The 15,672-nt window shown below is 46.2% G+C and carries 12 protein-coding genes and 1 pseudogene; 7 read left to right on the plus strand and 6 right to left on the minus strand.

Annotation, left to right across the window (positions count from 1 at the left end; all coding sequences use genetic code 11):
* Position 1: 1 nt before the first annotated feature.
* Positions 2–1,837: pseudogene (locus tag BQ5375_RS12990) on the minus strand (TIGR03960 family B12-binding radical SAM protein); the annotation flags it as partial.
* Between the two features lie 187 nt (positions 1,838–2,024).
* On the opposite strand from BQ5375_RS12990, the gene BQ5375_RS12995 reads away from it, so the two are divergent.
* Together BQ5375_RS12995 and BQ5375_RS13000 are read left to right on the plus strand one after the other, a co-directional pair.
* Positions 2,025–2,543, plus strand: a complete 519-nt coding sequence (locus BQ5375_RS12995; protein ID WP_076918046.1) for a GNAT family N-acetyltransferase — start codon at positions 2,025–2,027, stop codon at positions 2,541–2,543.
* Between the two features lie 293 nt (positions 2,544–2,836).
* On the plus strand, positions 2,837–3,223 hold the full coding sequence (locus BQ5375_RS13000) for an Mce/MlaD family protein (RefSeq protein WP_022133618.1): 387 nt from the start codon (positions 2,837–2,839) through the stop codon (positions 3,221–3,223).
* A gap of 32 nt (positions 3,224–3,255) precedes the next feature.
* On the opposite strand, the gene BQ5375_RS13005 is transcribed toward BQ5375_RS13000, so the two are convergent.
* Both BQ5375_RS13005 and BQ5375_RS13010 read right to left on the minus strand, forming a co-directional pair.
* Entirely contained in the window at positions 3,256–3,861 is a 606-nt protein-coding gene (locus BQ5375_RS13005) for a site-2 protease family protein (RefSeq protein WP_076918047.1), read from the minus strand.
* Complete coding sequence (locus BQ5375_RS13010; RefSeq protein WP_076918048.1) at positions 3,851–4,711, minus strand: M23 family metallopeptidase; 861 nt, start codon at positions 4,709–4,711, stop codon at positions 3,851–3,853. Before BQ5375_RS13010 ends, BQ5375_RS13005 begins: the two co-directional genes overlap by 11 nt.
* A 232-nt stretch (positions 4,712–4,943) precedes the next feature.
* On the opposite strand from BQ5375_RS13010, the gene BQ5375_RS13015 reads away from it, so the two are divergent.
* From BQ5375_RS13015 to BQ5375_RS13035, 5 genes are all read left to right on the plus strand, one after another.
* The gene (locus BQ5375_RS13015) at positions 4,944–6,110 is read left to right on the plus strand and encodes an amidohydrolase (RefSeq protein ID WP_076918049.1); all 1,167 of its coding nucleotides are present in this window, start codon (positions 4,944–4,946) and stop codon (positions 6,108–6,110) included.
* Positions 6,111–6,128: 18 nt separating this feature from the next.
* Positions 6,129–7,295, plus strand: coding sequence for an amidohydrolase (locus BQ5375_RS13020; RefSeq protein ID WP_076918050.1), 1,167 nt, complete (start codon positions 6,129–6,131; stop codon positions 7,293–7,295).
* A gap of 129 nt (positions 7,296–7,424) precedes the next feature.
* A complete protein-coding gene (locus BQ5375_RS13025; RefSeq protein WP_022133613.1) occupies positions 7,425–7,847 on the plus strand; it encodes a MarR family winged helix-turn-helix transcriptional regulator in 423 nt (140 codons plus the stop codon).
* Between the two features lie 161 nt (positions 7,848–8,008).
* Positions 8,009–9,739 (plus strand): ABC transporter ATP-binding protein, encoded by a 1,731-nt coding sequence (locus tag BQ5375_RS13030; protein ID WP_076918051.1) that lies wholly within the window; start codon positions 8,009–8,011, stop codon positions 9,737–9,739.
* Positions 9,736–11,616, plus strand: coding sequence for an ABC transporter ATP-binding protein (locus BQ5375_RS13035; protein ID WP_076918052.1), 1,881 nt, complete (start codon positions 9,736–9,738; stop codon positions 11,614–11,616). The genes BQ5375_RS13030 and BQ5375_RS13035 overlap by 4 nt, the downstream gene beginning before the upstream one ends.
* A gap of 59 nt (positions 11,617–11,675) precedes the next feature.
* Here the strand turns inward: BQ5375_RS13035 and BQ5375_RS13040 are convergent, their stop codons facing one another.
* From BQ5375_RS13040 to alaS, 3 genes are all read right to left on the minus strand, one after another.
* Complete coding sequence (locus tag BQ5375_RS13040; RefSeq protein WP_022133609.1) at positions 11,676–12,212, minus strand: phosphoribosyltransferase family protein; 537 nt, start codon at positions 12,210–12,212, stop codon at positions 11,676–11,678.
* A 42-nt stretch (positions 12,213–12,254) separates the two neighbouring features.
* Positions 12,255–12,593 (minus strand): histidine triad nucleotide-binding protein, encoded by a 339-nt coding sequence (locus BQ5375_RS13045; protein ID WP_022133608.1) that lies wholly within the window; start codon positions 12,591–12,593, stop codon positions 12,255–12,257.
* 91 nt (positions 12,594–12,684) lie between these two features.
* A complete protein-coding gene (gene alaS, locus BQ5375_RS13050) occupies positions 12,685–15,312 on the minus strand; it encodes an alanine--tRNA ligase (protein WP_076918053.1) in 2,628 nt (875 codons plus the stop codon).
* Between the last annotated feature and the right edge of the window lie 360 nt (positions 15,313–15,672).

Genomic DNA, 15,672 nt, shown 5'->3' on the forward strand with positions numbered 1-15,672 from the left:
TGCAGCATTCACCCTGAATCAGCTGGCTTGCACCGCAGCCCGAACATTTTTCACGGCACTGTGGGGTAGTAACGTTTTCTCTCGCCAGCTTGTTTTCCCGAATCAGGAAGTTTTTGCTGACGCAGAAATCCAGGTGATCCCAAGGCATTACTTCATCATACTCTCTGCGGCGATTTGCATAGAAAGCAGGATCAATCTGAAGTTCTGCCATTGCATCATACCATCTCTGCGGATCAAAGTACTCATACCATCCATCCAGACGGCTTCCTTTTTTCCAGACAGCTTCAATCACATCACCCAGACGGCGGTCACCTTTTGCCAGCACCGCTTCGATAAAGCTGACATCCGCATCATGATAGCTGACGCTGATCTTTTTGGATTTTACGCTTGCAAGCAGGTGTTTCTGCTTTTCTCTCAGCAGTTCCATGCTGTCCTGTGCCTCAAACTCGAATGGAGTGAACGGCTTTGGAACAAAGCATGCACAGGAAATGGAAACGCTTACTGCCCTGCCCTTTGGACGGGTCGGCAGGCTGTAATACAGATCGACTACTTTCTGTGCAAGGTTTGCGATTCCCTCGATATCTTCCATGGTTTCGGTCGGCAGACCCATCATGAAATAAAGTTTTACCGAGGTATAGCCGCCCTCAAATGCGGTACGGCAGGTATTCATCAGTTCTTCTTCGGTTACATTTTTATTGATAACATCGCGCAGGCGCTGGGTTCCAGCTTCCGGCGCAAAGGTAAGGCCGCTCTTTTTCAGTCTGGATACTTTCTCCATCAGCTCTTTGGAGAAGTTATCCACACGAAGGCTCGGCAGAGAAAGGCTGACCTTTTCATCAGTTGTCCAGTTGAGCAGATCGTCCAGCAGTGGTTCAATTTCCTTATAGTCACTGGTGGAAAGAGATGTCAGCGACAGCTCCTCATAACCGCTGGTGTCGCACAGACCGTGTGCATCCTTGTTGAGGGTGTCATAGTGCTTATCGCGCAGCGGGCGATAGATAAATCCTGCCTGACAGAAACGGCATCCACGCAGACATCCGCGCTGTACTTCCAGCATTGCGCGGTCATGAACGATGTTGATAAACGGAACAACAAATTTATCTGGATAAAACACCTTGTCCAGATCTGCAATAATGCGCTTTTTCACCTTTACCGGTGCAGTTTCACAGTTCGGGGTAACTGCTTTGATGGTGTTGTCCTCATTGTAGGAAACATCATACAGACTTGGAACATAGACACCACCGATCTTTGCAGCTTCCTTTAAGTACTGCTGTTTGCTCCAACCTTCTTTTTTTGCCTGCATATACAGATCGGTGATTTCGATGTTGACCTCTTCGCCTTCACCGATGATAAACAGATCGATAAAATCAGCAATTGGTTCCGGGTTGCACGCACATGGACCGCCTGCCGCTACGATTGGGGACAGGCCGGTTCTGTCCTTTGCACGAACCGGCAGTCCTGCCAGATCAAGCATGTTGAGGATTGCAGTATAGCTCATCTCGTACTGCAAGGTAAACAGCACAAAATCAAAATCTTTGATTGGGTCCAGACTTTCCAGACCATAAAGCGGAATATTTTTTTCACGCATCAGCTGTTCCATATCTGCATCCGGTGCAAACACACGCTCACACCACCAGTTTTCCCGCAGGTTGTACAGCGAATACAAAATCTTCATGCCAAGATGGGACATTCCCACCTCATATTTATCCGGGAAGCAAAAAGCCAGACGACAATCAACCTTGCTCTTGTCCTTCATCACGCTGTTGAGTTCTCCGCCGATATACTGTGCAGGTTTTTGTACATCCAGCAAAATCTGCTCAAGCTGTTCTCGTTTCATCTAGGATCCTCCAAAATCTTAAAACTCTCGTTGTTTTCGGCTTATTCATCTTTTTAGTTTACATGATTTCTCCTAAAAAATCAACGTCCATCGCAGGCTTGTCCCTCCCAATAAATCTTGTAAAAATGCCCAAAATTTTGTAGAATAAAATTAAGGCAAGACCCCTTTACAGAAAGGAATGAGACTCATGGCAACATTTTTGCAGACTGACAGGCTGATTCTTCGAAATCTGTCCCCAGATGATTTAGATACCCTTTATCTGTATCGGAACAATGCTGACTGTGCACGATATCAGCACTGGGAAAACACTTCCAGAGAGTATCTCAAAGATTTTATTCAAAAGTTTCATCAGTCTGTTTTTCTTTCCAAAGAGCCAGAACAGCACTACGCCATCTGCCTGACAGACAACCAGCTCATCGGGGATCTTTCCTGTTTCTATAATAAGCATGACCCCTGTTTTACACTGGGCTATACCATATCCTATCAATTTCAGCGTCAGGGATATGCTTTCGAGATACTGAACAAGGTACTTTGTGCCATCGAAGAACAATATTCAGGAATGGATATTGTCGGATTGGTGGAAAAGGAAAACATCCCCAGTATTTCCCTCTTAAAAAAACTTGGATTTATAGAAGAAGGCTACTCGGACAAAATAAATTCCTATATCTTTGTGAAAAAGACCATTCCTTTTCAGAAGAACACTTAATAAAACAACACATTTCCAAAATCATTTTTGTTGTATCCCTCCTCTGTTTTGTTTTCACAGTTACACTGGGAATCCATGAGATTTTAGGCGGGATATTGTTTAATCTCAATCAACCCGAAACTTATGTGATGCTTTTCCTGTGCCTTTTTGGTTTCATTCTGCTCGCCCTTTACCGCATCATCGACCTGATGGAATCCAAATGAAATTTTCTGTTTGTAAGAAAAAATGCTTTCTTTCTTGCAAACAACTTCCAAATCAGGTATAATAAACCATAAAGGCGGTGAATACAAATCATGATTGACAGAGAACTGATGGACGCGATCAGCCAGCTTCTGGATGTCAAGCTGACAAACGAACTTGGCCCGATCAAATATGAGATCAAATCAATCAAGGATGAAGTGCGCGAAATCAAGGATGAAGTGCGCGAGATGAAAGCGGAGGTTAAAACCGGACGCGAAGACATCAAAGGACTGGCACAAACTCTGGATGCTGTAGAAAAGCGCCTGAAAAAGGTGGAGAGTATTCAGGAAAACGATATTCAGCAGGAAATGCGTCAACTGTTTGACGGACAGAGAAATACTTTGGAAAAATTCCAGAGTGTCAACGAAATCAACGACCGCGTAAAAGATATTCAAGGCGCTGTCGATGTGCTCAAAGTCCTGACTGTAAAGAAAGTTTAATACTGCTAGATAAAAAAGGCTGTAAGAAATTCTTACAGCCTTTTTCCTTTTCTGATTTTTCCTTTGATTCCTGACTCTTTCTGAAACAGTGAAACCGAAATGCCAAACAACAAAAATAAAAGTGTGAGGTTTTGCTTCATAAAAAATGAGATTCCAGCTAAAGTGAAAATCAGAACAAAACTGGTTGTTTCTAATATGCTACTCCATCTTTGTGCCTTTTCTAAAGAAAACAGCTGCTGGATCAGACAAAAAATTGCCTGACCTCCATCCAGCGTGGGCAGAGGACACAGCTCGAACAATCCCAAAGCACAGTTAACCGCAGAAAAATGAAACTTTCCCATTCCTGCAAGCAAAACTGCCAAACAAAGGTTTGTAAGAGGACCAGATAGATGAATCATCAGCTCTGACCGGATTGATCCTTCCTCTCCCCGCTCCAGGTCAATTCCAAATGGCGTCAACCGGATTCTCTGGATTTTTACCCCCAAGAGTGTCATAGCTGCTATATGCCCCAGCTCATGCAGCAAAACTGCCGCTACACACATGCTCCCCAGATTTCCCTGATCAAAAAGCAAAAATAAGCTTAATCCCAAAAAGAACCAGAAGCTCATTTCAATTTTCGGAAAACATCTATGCCTCATATTCTTCCACCTCAAGGGAGAGCAGTGGATCTGCTTTTAGTCCCTCTATTACCACTTCAAAATGGAGATGTGGTCCGGTCGAAATTCCTGTGCTGCCAACCAGCGCTATTCGATCTCCCCTTGCCAGTTGTTCCCCTTGCGAAGCGAGAATTTTGCTGCAATGATTATAGGTGGTTTTCAGCCGATCTGAATGACGCAGTACCACAAAATTTCCATAGCTTTCGGAATATCCGGTTTCTTCCACCACTCCCGGCAGAGCCGCCAAGATCGGAGTATCCATCGCAGCTGCAATGTCGACCCCCTTATGGAAGTCGTCCTGATGGCTGACCGGATGTTCTCTCCATCCAAACATCGAGGTCACCAGTCCGCTGACCGGAGAAATCATCTGCGCTGTCAGCTGATAGGGCGCAAGTGTCGTTCCTTCTGCTGCTTTTCTCAAGTCAGAAGAAGGAAATTCCCCTCCTGCTCCGCTCTCTCCGACCACAGGAGGCAGGTCTTCCTGCGGCAGTTTTTCCGGCGGAACAATCTGTTCGGATAAAAAATCTTTTAGTTTTTCCAGTATTTCGGAAGCTCCTCCCGAAAAGAAATGACTTACCGATTCCCAAGCCATATTGCAATACTGCTTTGGCTTTTTAAAAAGCCCTTCCCATTCCACCAAAGTTTCTGCCTGCTCCCCACAAAGCAAGGCTGCAGATTCCTGTGCTGCTGCCTTATTTTCTCCTCCCATCTGAACTGCACAGAAGAAAACCGCTAACGTTACCAGACAGACACTGATCTGAAAACACAACATTGAGAAAAAGCGGTCATCTTTTTCTATTTTTTTCTTTTTGTCACGTGATGAATAGCCCATTTTGCTTTCCCTCCCCTTTCTTTTATCCTATTCTTTCTTTGGTTTGGATATGTCGACTGTCTTTCAAAAATCAGAAAGGAAAATTATTTATTTTAAACAATAAATACGTCTAAACCATGAAAATTATTCTTCATTATTTACATTTTATATCCTGTTGTGCTATGATACAGTTGGTTTTTTCATGATAAAACAATTATCCATCATTCTTTTATGAGAAGGAGGAGTTTCTTTTATGATAACAGCGATTACAGGCGGAAAGGTCATCACCGTAACCGGACAGACCTATGAAAAAGCAACCGTTCTGACCGAAGATGGAAAAATCAAGGCAATCGGTACCGATCTTACAATTCCAGAAGGCGCACAGGTCATTGACGCTTCAGGATGCTGGGTCACCCCGGGATTGATTGACTGTCATACCCACATCTGCAACTTTAACGAACCAGGTACACTGCCCGGCATGTACGATGGCAACGAGATGAGCGGTCCAATCCAGGCACAGGTACGTGCAATGGATGCCGTTTATCCAGACGACTATGCTATCGTTCCGGTTCGCGAGGCTGGATTTACCACCATTTATTCCACCCCGGGCTCTGGCAACGTGATCGGTGGTACCGGCATCTCACTCAAACTGCGCGGCCATACTCCACAAGAAATGGCAATCAAAGGCAGCGAGCAGATGAAATTTGCCTTTGGCGAAAATCCAAAACGCAACTATGGAAACCGTAAACAGATGCCAATGACCCGTATGGGAATCGCCGCTATTCTGCGCGAAACCCTGTACAACGCAAAAATCTATTCCGATGCTCTTCTTGCAGCAAAAGATGATCCTTCCAAAGCACCAAAACCAGACTTTAAACTGGATGCTCTTGTCCCTGTTGTACGCGGACAGATGCGCTGCCGCATCCATGCACACCGCTCGGACGATATTCTGACTGCCATCAGCATCGCAGAAGAATATAACCTTGACTATGTCATCGAGCACTGCACCGAAGGCTTCAAAATCAAGGACGTTTTAAACGAAAAACACGTAAAATGTGTTGTTGGTCCTCATCTGACCTCTCCAAGCAAACTGGAAATCCACAACCGCACCATGGATAATCCTGGTATTTTGAGCAAGGAAGAAAACATCACTCTTTGTCTGACCGCTGACACCGGTTCTCAGACCTCTGTTCTGCCAATGACAATCGGCTTCTTTATCCGCCGCGGACTTTCCTTTGAGGATGCAATCAAAGGTGTCACCATCAATGCTGCCAAAGTATTGCAGCTGGATGACCGCATCGGTTCCCTGGAAGCAGGCAAAGATGCAGATATTGCTGTATTTGACGGTAACCCATTTGACAGCATGAGTCTGTGCCGTCTGGTTATGATCGATGGCGAGATCTACAAAAACACCCTGTAAGGAAAGGAGCGAGCAAAGATGATTGCTATTAAAAACGGAAAAGTTGTTACTGTTACCGATAAAACTTTTGAACACGGCACTGTCCTGATCGAGGATGGAAAAATTCTGGCTGTCGGTGAAAATATCGAGATTCCTTCCGATGCACAGGTGATCGATGCTTCTGGCTGCTGGGTTACTCCGGGACTGATCGACTGCCATACTCATATTTCCAACTTCAATGAACCGAGTACCAATCCATCTATCCCACTGGACGGCAACGAAATGAGCAGTCCAATCACCCCTCAGGTACGTGCCATGGATGCAGTTAACCCACACGATTATGCTATCAGCAAGGTAAGGGATGCCGGATTTACTACTGTCTGCATTCTGCCAGGTTCTGCTAACGTCATCGGTGGCACCGGCATTGTCATCAAACTTCGTGATGCACAGACCGCCGAAGAAATGATTCTTCCGGGAACCGAGCAGATGAAATTTGCAATGGGTGAAAATCCAAAGCGCTGCTATGGTACCGACCGCAAATATCCAATGACTCGTATGGGATTGGCTTCGCTGATGCGCGAAACATTGTTTAAAGCAAAGGTTTATTCTGATCGCCTGAAAGCTGCTGAGCTGGACCCTTCCAAAGCTCCAGAACCAGACTTCCAGCTTCAGGCACTGGTTCCGGTTGTTCGTGGTGAGATGCGCTGCCGCATCCATGCGCACCGCTCGGACGATATCATGACCGCTATCCGCGTTGCAGAGGAATTCCATCTGGACTACACCATCGAACACTGTACCGAGGGCTATATGATCACCGATGCACTCAAGGCAAGAAATGTTCGCTGCACCATCGGTCCGTATCTCTGGCATCCATCCAAGCAGGAAATTTGGAACATGAAACTGGAAAATCCTGGCATCCTGTCTGAAGCTGGTCTAACCATTTCCCTGACTGCTGATACTGGCTCCCAAACCGCCATTCTCCCTGCAACCATCGGTATGCTGATGCGTCACGGATTGAGCGAACAGGCAGCTTTTGAAGGTATTACCATCAATCCTGCCAAAACACTCAAGCTTGATCACCGCGTTGGTTCTCTGGAAGTTGGAAAAGATGCGGATATTGCAATTTTTGACGGTCACCCGTTCAGCAGCTTAAGTCTCTGCCGCATGACCATCATTGATGGAAAAATCGTACACAATACACTGTAAATTTTTTGCGGGAATTGTTATAACACAATTCCCGCTTTTTCTTTAAATGTTAACAAATTCCCTACTTGACAATTTGTCTAAAACACAGTACACTATTTAGGAACCTAAGTAATGAAAGGGGGCATACAGATGCAAACCTCTCCTTCCGCCGGTCGTTATCTTGGCCAGCTTTCCAACAAAATCCGCCGCAGAATGGATACTTTTAATTTTAACGGTGAATTTAGTGGTGCTCAGGGAAAAATTCTTCACTTTATACTCGCACAATCCGAAGATGTTTTTCAGCGGGATATTGAAGAAGCATTTTCTTTGCGTCCTCCAACAGCCAGCGAAATTTTGAAAAAAATGGAGCAAAATGGTTTGATTTCCCGCCAACCAGTCAGCTATGATGCACGCCTAAAAAAAATCGTTCTGTTGCCCAAAGCACTCCAGTACAAAAATCGGGTAACCCATGACCTTGCCTGCTTTGAAGAGGAATTGACACACGGCATTTCACCTGAAGATATGAAAGTTTTCTATCGCGTTGTGGAACAAATGCTGAATAATTTGTCCTGATAATGGACAAATTTGCCTAATAACTTAGGAAGCTAATTAGGTTTCTAATTAGAATTTTAAATATAATAAAATAATATCATCAAATGCCAATTGGGAATCTGAGAATTTTGCAGATTGTGTTTTTCTAATACTTAGGTTCCTAAAATAGAGGAGGTTTTTTCATGATAAAAAAACTGTTAAGGTCGGTACGAGAATATAAAACGGCTTCTCTGCTGACCCCGATTTTTGTAACCCTTGAGGTTATCATGGAGGTATTGATTCCATTCTTTATGTCCAGGATTATTGACATGGGACTGGAGCAAAACAATCTCTCCTATACCGTACGCCTTGGTGTTATCCTGATTATTACCGCTATCGCCTCGCTGTGCTTCGGTGCACTTTCCGGAAAATATGCAGCGACAGCTTCGGCAGGATTTGCCAAGAATCTCCGTCACGACATGTTTCATCATGTTCAGGACTTTTCATTTTCCAACATTGATAAGTTCTCCCCTGCCAGCCTGGTTACACGACTGACCACCGATGTCACCAACGTTCAAAACGCTTATCAGATGGTCATTCGTGTCCTCATTCGCGGACCACTGATGCTGGTTTTCGCCCTGATCATGGCAATGGGCATCAACATGAAACTGTCGATGGTATTTTTCTTTGCGATCCCATTTTTGGGAATTGGACTGTTCTTCATTGCTATTAAAGCTCACCCTTACTTTGAAAGGGTATTTCGCACCTATGATGAATTAAACAATACCGTTCAGGAAAACCTGAGTGCAATCCGTGTTGTAAAAGCCTATGTCCGAGAAGATTTTGAGGATAAAAAATTCTACAACATTTCAGACAAAGTATATCATCAATTCCGCACAGCAGAAAAAATTATCGCACTCAATGCTCCTTTGATGCAGTTTACCATGTATACTGCAATTCTGCTGATCTCCTGGATGGCTGCCAAGATGATTGTGGGCAGCACCATGACAACCGGTCAGTTAATGAGCATGATCGTTTATGCCACCCAGATTCTTTCCAGCTTGATGATGCTCTCGATGGTATTTGTTATGATCATCATGGCAGAAAGCTCCGCAAACCGAATCGTCGAAGTTCTGGATGAAGAAAGCGATTTAAAAAACCCTGCACATCCGCTCAACAGTGTTGCGGACGGCTCTATCGACTTCGATAATGTAAGCTTCAGCTACGTAAATGATCCGGACAAATCTGCACTGAAAGATATTAACATCCATATCCATTCTGGTGAGACCATCGGCATCATCGGCGGAACTGGAAGCGCTAAAACCACACTGGTTCAGATGATTCCGCGTCTGTACGACACCACAACCGGTCAGGTTCGTGTCGGCGGCAAGGATGTTCGCGATTACGACATTGAAAGCCTGCGTGATCAGGTTTCGGTAGTTCTTCAGAAAAACGTTTTGTTCTCCGGCACCATCAAAGAAAACCTTCGCTGGGGTAATCCGAATGCTTCGGATGAAGAACTGGTTGCAGCCTGCAAGCTTGCTCAGGCAGACGAATTTGTACGCAGCTTCCCGGATGGATATGACACCTATATTGAACAGGGCGGAACCAACGTCTCCGGTGGTCAGAAACAACGTCTCTGTATCGCCCGCGCACTGTTAAAGAAACCAAAAATTCTGATTCTGGATGACTCCACCAGTGCCGTTGATACCAAGACAGATGCTTTGATTCGAAAAGCATTCCGTGAAGAAATTCCGGATACCACTAAGATCATCATCGCGCAGCGTATTTCTTCCATCGAGGACGCTGACCGAGTTATCGTTCTGGATGACGGCCACATCGATGCGTTTGATACCCCACAGCAGCTGCTGAAAACCAACAAAATCTACCAGGAAGTTTACCAGTCGCAGGTTAAGGGGGCAAAAGAAGAATGAGAAACGAAAAACCAAATAAACCAAACTACGGAAAAACAGCGCTTCGCCTGATGAAATATGTGGCAAGCACCTTTAAATTGCAGTTTTTGATCGTTGTAATCGCCATTATTATCAGTGCGATTGCCGGTATGGCAGGTCCTTTGTTCCTGCTGTTCTTGATCGATGACTTTATCACACCAATGATTGGTCAGCAGAATCCTGACTTTACTTCACTTGGATATGCTGTTGCTATTTTTGCAGTTATCTACTATGTTGGTGTTCTCTGCACCTATATCTATAACCGACTGATGGTTAATATCGGTCAGGGCGTGCTCAAACGTGTCCGTGACGAGATGTTTGTTCACATGCAGACTCTTCCAATCCGCTTTTTTGACACTCACCCTCATGGTGAAGTTATGAGTTTGTACACCAACGATACCGATACCCTGCGTCAGATGATCAACCAGAGCATCCCGCAGACCTTTGCAGCACTGATCTCTGTCATTACTGTATTCATCGTCATGCTGACTCTGAGTGTCCACCTGACACTGATTACCATTTTGATGGTGCTGGTCATGCTCGTTCTTACCAAAAAAATTGGCGGCAAGAGCGGAAAATACTTTATTGCCCAGCAGAATGACCTCAGTACTGTCAACGGTTACATTGAAGAAATGCTCAGCGGTCAGAAGGTCATCAAGGTATTCTGCCATGAGCAGCAGACCAAAGACGGGTTTGACGTATTAAACGAAAAACTCTGTGAAAGCGCAACCGGCGCAAACAAATACGCAAACATCATGATGCCGATTATGGGCAACCTTGGCAACCTGCACTACGTTCTAACCGCTTTGATCGGAAGTCTTCTTGCCATTACCGGTATTGCGCCGCTGACACTGGGAACCATCGCAACCTTCCTGCAGATGACCCGAAGCTTCAACCAGCCATTCAGCCAGATCTCCCAGCAGTTTAACTCGATTGTTATGGCGCTTGCCGGCGCGGAACGTATCTTCCGCTTAATCGATGAGGAACCGGAAAAGGACGACGGCTATGTTACCCTTGTCAATGCCGCATTTGACCATGACGGCAACCTTTATGAATGCAAAGAACGTACCGGAACCTGGGCATGGAAACATCCACATCATGATGGCACCCTCACCTACACCCAGTTAAAAGGTGACGTTCGTTTCTACGATATGAGCTTTGGTTACGACGAAAACAAAATGGTTCTGCATGACCTTACACTGTACGCAAAACCAGGTCAGAAGATCGCTTTCGTTGGTTCAACTGGTGCAGGTAAAACAACCATCACCAACCTGATCAACCGATTCTACGACGTTCAGGATGGCAAAATCCGCTACGATGGAATCAACATCAACAAGATCAAAAAAGCGGACCTGCGCCGAAGCCTCGGCATCGTTTTGCAGGATACTCACCTGTTTACCGGAACTATCATGGAAAATATCCGCTATGGTAATCTGGATGCAACCGACGAAGAGGTTTATGCGGCTGCAAAACTGGCAAATGCTGACCAGTTTATCAGACGTCTCCCGGATGGCTACAACACCGTTATCACCGGAGATGGCGGAGAACTTTCACAAGGTCAGTGCCAGTTGCTTTCCATCACAAGAGCCGCTGTTGCCGATCCTCCGGTACTCATTCTGGACGAAGCTACTTCCAGCATTGATACCCGTACCGAAGCAATCGTTCAGCGCGGTATGGATGCATTGATGTACGGACGTACCGTATTTGTCATTGCACACCGTCTGTCCACCATCCGAAATTCCAACGCAATCATGGTTCTGGAGCACGGACGCATTATCGAACGAGGCGACCACGAAGAACTGCTCGCCAAAAAAGGCACCTATTATCAGCTTTATACCGGTGCTCTCGAACTTTCCTAATGATATCCGAACAAAGAAAAAGGACTCCATACGGAGTCCTTTTTCTTTATCTTATTATATTATTCGTGAATCAATGGAAGCGGTGCCAGGAAGATGATATCATCACGTTTTGATGCATCACCCTCTGCCAGAACTGCTGCTTTGCCTGCTACAATGCCGCCGGCTTTTTCGGTCAGCTTTTCCAGTGCACGCAGAGACTCGCCTGTGCTGATAACGTCGTCAACCAGCAGTACACGTTTTCCCTTCAGGTACTCCATATCCTCGCCGGAAAGATAGAGCTTCTGCAAACCTGCAGTTGTGATCGACTGAACGTCAACCTCAACGGCATTTTTCATATACAGCTTCTTGCTCTTTCTTGCCAGGATATAGCGTTTTCCGCTCTGACGGGACATCTCATAGGCAAGCGGAATACCCTTTGACTCCGCTGTCAGAAGAACATCATGTTCCGGCAGTTTCTTTAACAGCTCAGTTGCACAGGCAATGGTCAGTTCTACATCAGAGAACATAACAAATCCTGCAATCGACACACCATTTCCCAGCGGACAAACCGGAAGGTCACGCTCCAGTCCCGCTACCTGCAAACGATAAGTATCCATCTGTGTCATCCTTTCTTTTTTGGCAGTTATCTGTGTTAAAACTTATACCTGCCAGTTGAGTTCTTTTCCGCCCAGTACATGGAAATGGATGTGTGGTACGGTCTGACCTGCATCTGCTCCGCAGTTGGAAATCACACGATAACCGTTTGTGAGTCCTGCTTCTTTTGCGATCTCACCGATTTTCTGGAAAATGTAGGCAATCACTGCGCTGTTTTCCTCATTGACCATGTCAACGCTCTGGATGTGTTCTTTTGGGATTACCAGAAAATGTACCGGAGCAATTGGGGAAATGTCATAGAATGCGAGGATCTTATCGTCCTCGTACAGTTTTTTGGATGGGATCTCTCCCGCTGCAATTTTGCAGAATAAACAATCGGACATCAAAATACCTCCCTTGATTTTTTATTGAAAAGATGAAAATAGCCGCCCCTGCCGGCTGGTCACAGTCGACAGGGGGAACTTATTTACTCTCTTATTTTAACATTCCTTCGAGCATACCTGCAACACCGGACAGAACTTCTTCTGCTTTGCTCAGATCTGCTACACCGCCCATTGCGCTGTCAGGACGGCCGCCGCCTTTTCCTCCCAGCTGTGCAGTGATCTCTTTAATGAGCTTACCTGCATGAGCGCCTGCTTTAACTGCATCAGCGCCGCAGACTGCCAGTACGCTTGCTTTACCTTCGTTGGATGCTGCAAAAACAGCTACTACGTCTGGAGCATCTGCTTTCACCTGATCACCCAGAGTTCTCAGGCTGTCAGAAGCAGTATCCTTGAGGACTGCATGGATGTATCTGATACCTTTTACGGTAACGGTGTTTTCAAACAGCTCTTTGATCTTGCCATTTGCAAGCTGTGCCTGCAGGGACTCGATCTCTCTTGCCTGAGCTTTGAGCTCTTTTGCAACGGACTGTGCTTTTGCAACGACCTCTGCCTGACCTGCTGCTTTAAATTCGGAAGCAACTGCACCAATTACACTTTCTGCGTTGTCCAGCAGTTCCAGTACGCCCATACCGGTAGCAGCTTCGATACGTCTTACGCCAGCTGCAACCGAGGACTCGGAGATAATCTTGAATACACCGATCTCAGCAGTGTCATGAACATGAGTACCACCGCAGAACTCAACCGAGTCACCCATGGTGCAGACTCTTACGATATCTCCGTATTTTTCACCGAACAGAGCCATTGCGCCCTTATCTTTTGCCTGTGCAATTGGAAGTTCTTCCACAACAACTGGATGACCTTCGAGGATCATCTTGTTGACCAGAGCCTGTGTCTTTGCAATCTCCTCAGCAGTCATAGCAGAGAAATGGCTGAAGTCGAAACGGCAGCGATGCTCATCGTAGTAAGAACCTGCCTGATGAACGTGGGTACCCAGTACCTGACGCAGAGCCAGCTGGAGCAGATGACATACCGAGTGGTTGGACATGATGCGGCGACGGCGCTGTGCATCTACCTGTGCAGTAACAGTGTCAGCGGTATTGAAGCTGCCCTTTGTTACAGTACCGATATGCATGAAGTGACCTTCGTGGTCTTTCTTGGTATCCTCAACGGTGAATACATTGTCGCCGTTTACAATCACGCCGGTATCTCCAACCTGACCACCGGATTCGCCGTAGAAGGAGGTCTTGTTGAGAATCAGAGTTGCACCCTGACCTTCTTCAACGCTGTCTGCGATGTTGCCGTCACGGACAATTGCCAGAACGGAAGCTTCCTGAGTCAGAGTCTGATAGCCGGTAAATTCGGTTGCATCCAGAGCAGTCAGGTCGATGGAATCGGTGCTCCATCCGCTGACATCTTTTCTTGCTTCTCTTGCACGAACACGCTGTTCATTCATCAGACGGGTGAACTCTTCTTCATCGATGGTGATGTTCTGTTCGCCCAGAATTTCGCGGGTCAGATCGATTGGGAAGCCGAAGGTATCGTACAGACGGAATGCATCCTCACCGGAGAGAACGCCGCCCTTACCATCAAAGGAAGCAATCAGCTGCTGGAGCTGTTCCATGCCCTGGTCGATGGTCTTCTGGAAACGTTCTTCCTCTGCTTTGATAACCTTTACGATGTAATCTTCGTTTTCACGCAGTTCCGGATATGCACCTTCGTTTTCCTGGATAACAGTTCTTGCTACTTCATGCAGGAAGGTGCCCTCGATACCGAGCAGTCTGCCATGACGTGCAGCACGGCGGAGCAGTCTTCTCAGAACGTATCCTCTGCCTTCGTTGGAAGGAAGAACACCATCGCCGATCATGAAGGTGGTAGAACGGATGTGGTCGGTGATAACACGCAGGGAAATATCTGCTTTTGGATCTTTCTTATAAGTAACATTTGCAATGCGGCAGATGTGCTGCATAATATTCTGTACTGTATCTACCTCGAACAGGTTGCCGACATTCTGCATAACGCAAGCCAGACGTTCCAGACCCATACCGGTATCGATGTTTGGTTTTGGCATACGTTCATAATGACCGTTGCCATCCGAGTCAAACTGGGAGAATACCAGGTTCCAGATTTCCATGAAACGGTCGCAGTCGCAGCCAACCTTACATTCCGGTCTGCCGCAGCCAACGCCTTCGCCGCGGTCGAAGTAGATCTCCGAACAAGGACCGCAAGGACCGGAACCATGTTCCCAGAAGTTATCCTCTTTGCCGAAACGAACGATACGTTCTGGAGGAATACCAACCTTTTCAGTCCAGATCTGTGCTGCTTCATCGTCCTCTTCATAAACAGAGATCCACAGTTTGTCTGCCGGAATTTCCAGAACCTGAGTCAAAAATTCCCATGCCCATGCAGTTGCTTCTACTTTGAAGTAATCGCCGAACGAGAAGTTGCCCAGCATCTCAAAGTAGGTGCCGTGACGGTCATCATGGCCAACGCTGTCGATATCCGGAGTACGGATACATTTCTGGCAGGTGGTAACACGATGGTTCGGAGGAGTCTCCAGACCCAGGAAGTATTTTTTCAGTGGAGCCATACCGGAGTTAATCAGCAGAAGGCTCTTGTCGTTCTTTGGAACAAGAGATGCACTTGGCATACGGGTATGACCTTTGCTCTCGAAGAAGGATAAGAACTGTTCGCGCAGTTCGTTAAGTCCTGTCCATTTCATCAGTTTCATTTCTCCTTTAACTTTTAACTTTAAACAGATTCCGCAAGGCAGAGTGGAAATAACACTGGATTTTACCCCCAGAAAAACATAAAACCCCCGTCCCAATTGGGACGAGGGTTCAAAACTCCCGTGGTACCACCCAAATTGCAGAAGGATATAAATATCCCCTGCCTCTTTGTCTTTCCGTTAACGCCGGAATCACGTGCAGCTCCTCGCCGCCGGCTCCAAGATGGCACTCCTGCTTTGATCGGCAAAACCTTTCAGCCTGTGGGTTTCTCTCTGTCAGCCGTTTTGGGTCAGGATTCTTCTTTTCTCCGCCTTTTTCCGTTTCAAATTATATCCTTCCCCCAGCTTCTTGTC

This window comes from Negativibacillus massiliensis (assembly GCF_900148495.1).
Taxonomy (GTDB): Bacteria; Bacillota; Clostridia; order Oscillospirales; family Ruminococcaceae; genus Negativibacillus; species Negativibacillus massiliensis.